Annotated in this window: 1 protein-coding gene; it reads left to right on the top strand. The window is 64.2% G+C overall.

Annotated features, from left to right (window positions below; all coding sequences use genetic code 11):
- Window positions 1-193 precede the first annotated feature (193 nt).
- Window positions 194-1,774 carry a CocE/NonD family hydrolase gene (locus VC212_RS22700; protein WP_323515857.1) on the top strand — a complete coding sequence of 527 codons (1,581 nt, stop codon included), beginning with the start codon at window positions 194-196 and terminating at the stop codon, window positions 1,772-1,774.
- The last annotated feature ends 452 nt before the right edge of the window (window positions 1,775-2,226 follow it).

Below are 2,226 nucleotides of genomic sequence, written 5' to 3' on the forward strand. Positions count from 1 at the left end.
AATTCCCAATTCCCAATTCCCAATTCCCAATTCCCAATTCCCAATTCCCAATTCCCAATTCCCAATTCCCAATTCCCGCCTTGAACCCATACCGTACCGTCTGGTACGTTCGCCGGGTTCTCCCCCCGAACCACGGATGCATGGCAGTTGCCGCTGGGCTATCCCGGCCCGGCTTTGCGTGGGAGAGAGCAGCATGAACAAGGTTTGGATCCGTGGCATCGCCGCGGTGGCGTTGCTGGTGTCGTCGGCATCGGCCGTGGCAGGCGCCTTCAGCAAGACCTACGAACGCATCCCCGGCTGGGATGGCGCACCGATGGGGGCGCTGGTGCTGGTGCCGCAGGGGCAGGGAAGCGGGCCGTTTCCGCTGATCGTGATGCCGGCCAGTTGGTCGTTGCCCAATCTGGAATATCTGGGCCGCGCGACCCAGCTGGCCAGCGATGGCTATGTCGTCGTCAGCTACACCTCGCGCGGGTTCTGGGATTCGGCCGGGCAGATCGACATCGCCGGGCCGGACACCGTGGAAGACGTCAGTGCGGTCATCGATTGGGCGCTGGCGCATACGCCGGCTAACCCGAATGCGATCGGCGCGTCCGGCATCTCCTATGGCGCGGGCATCAGCCTGCTGGCCGCCGAGCGCGACCCGCGCATCAAGGCAGTGGCTGCGCTCAGTGGCTGGGCTGATCTGGAGGCCTCGCTGTATTCCAATCGCACCGTCAGCCAGCAAGGTGTCGGGCTGCTGGTCGGCGCTGGCGCATTGACCGGACGTGCGGGCCCGGATCTGGCGCAGATCGGTACGAAGGTAGCGCAGGGTGATTTCGATGGTGCGGTGCAGGGCTTCCTGCCGCAGGCGGCCTCGCGCAGCCCGGTCACCGACGTGGCCACGCTCAACGCGCGCGGCACCGCAGTGCTGCTGGGCAACGCCTTCAACGACGGCTTGTTCCCGCCGAATCAAACCATTGCCTTCTTCAATCAGCTGCGCGGGCCCAAGCAACTGCTGCTGAGCCAGGGCGATCACGCCACCACGGAACTGCCCGGCGCCTTGGGCCTGCCCAACGAGGTTTACACCGCGGCCACGCGTTGGTTCGATCGCCACCTCAAGCAAGTGCGCAATGGCGTGGATGCCGAAGCGCCGGTGCGGCTATCGCCGCGCGCCGGGCAATGGCTGACGTATCCGGATTGGGCATCGGTGCAGCAAGGCACCACGCGCCTGGGTCTATCTGCACCGGCCGGGCTGCTCAGCCCCACCGGCGGATTGATCACTGGCACGGCCAGCGGGTGGCAATCGCGCATTGCCACCGACGTGCCGACCCTGGCCGACTCGGGCGTGGTGCTGGTTAGCGGCCTGTTGCAAGGCATCGGCTTGCCGGTGACCACCTCGATTCCGCTGGTCACGCGTGTTGGCGCGGCGGTGTGGGTTGGGTCGCCGGCTAGCGGTGTGCGTCAGCTGGCGGGCAGTCCGTCCTTACGCATCACGGTGGTGCCCACGCAATCGAAGGTGAGCCTGTTTGCGTATCTGTACCGCATGGACGCGTTGGGCATTGCCTCGTTGATCACGCATGCGCCGTACTCGCTGCGCGATGTAACGCCCGGCCGCGCGGTGACCCTGGACTGGTCGCTGCAGGCCGCCGCCGCCGAAATCCCTGCAGGACAGCGATTGGTGCTGGTCATCGATACCCGCGATGCGCGCTACACCGACGCAAGCGATGGCGGCGGCATGGTGACGTTTACCTCGCCGGTGGCAACGCCATCGGTGTTGAGCGTACCGCTTCGGTAATGCATCAGGGCAGCACTGGCTTTCGTTTTCAATGCATCAGATGGGTGATCGCCAGAACGGGTGTTCGTCTTGCGACTGTACTTGCGTGGATCGTGTGCAGATTGCGAACAAGTGGGATTTTATCGTGGCCACTTGGCGGCATGGATGCCGCTAGGGAGCTTTGAGTGATCGGTTGATGGCGTACTCCCCAAGCGACTAGGGAAACGCGCCCTGCGATCACGCTGGCTTGGGTTTTTCAGATCCTGCGAAAGCGCGCTCGCACTTTTGCATGTCGTTGCGTTCGATGAGCGACGGCGAGAAGCCAGTGATCTGTGCGGTCGCTGCAGGGCCCTTGCCCGCCCACCATCGCAGGACACGCCGCAAGTACGTCCATGTAGCAACTGTGTTGGTCAGGACCTCAATCCGCGACCGTTGATCGGTTTCCTTCGGGCGTGTTCATCGGTAGGTGCCGG

Source organism: Xanthomonas sp. WHRI 8932A, from assembly GCF_035012785.1.
Lineage (GTDB): Bacteria > Pseudomonadota > Gammaproteobacteria > Xanthomonadales > Xanthomonadaceae > Xanthomonas.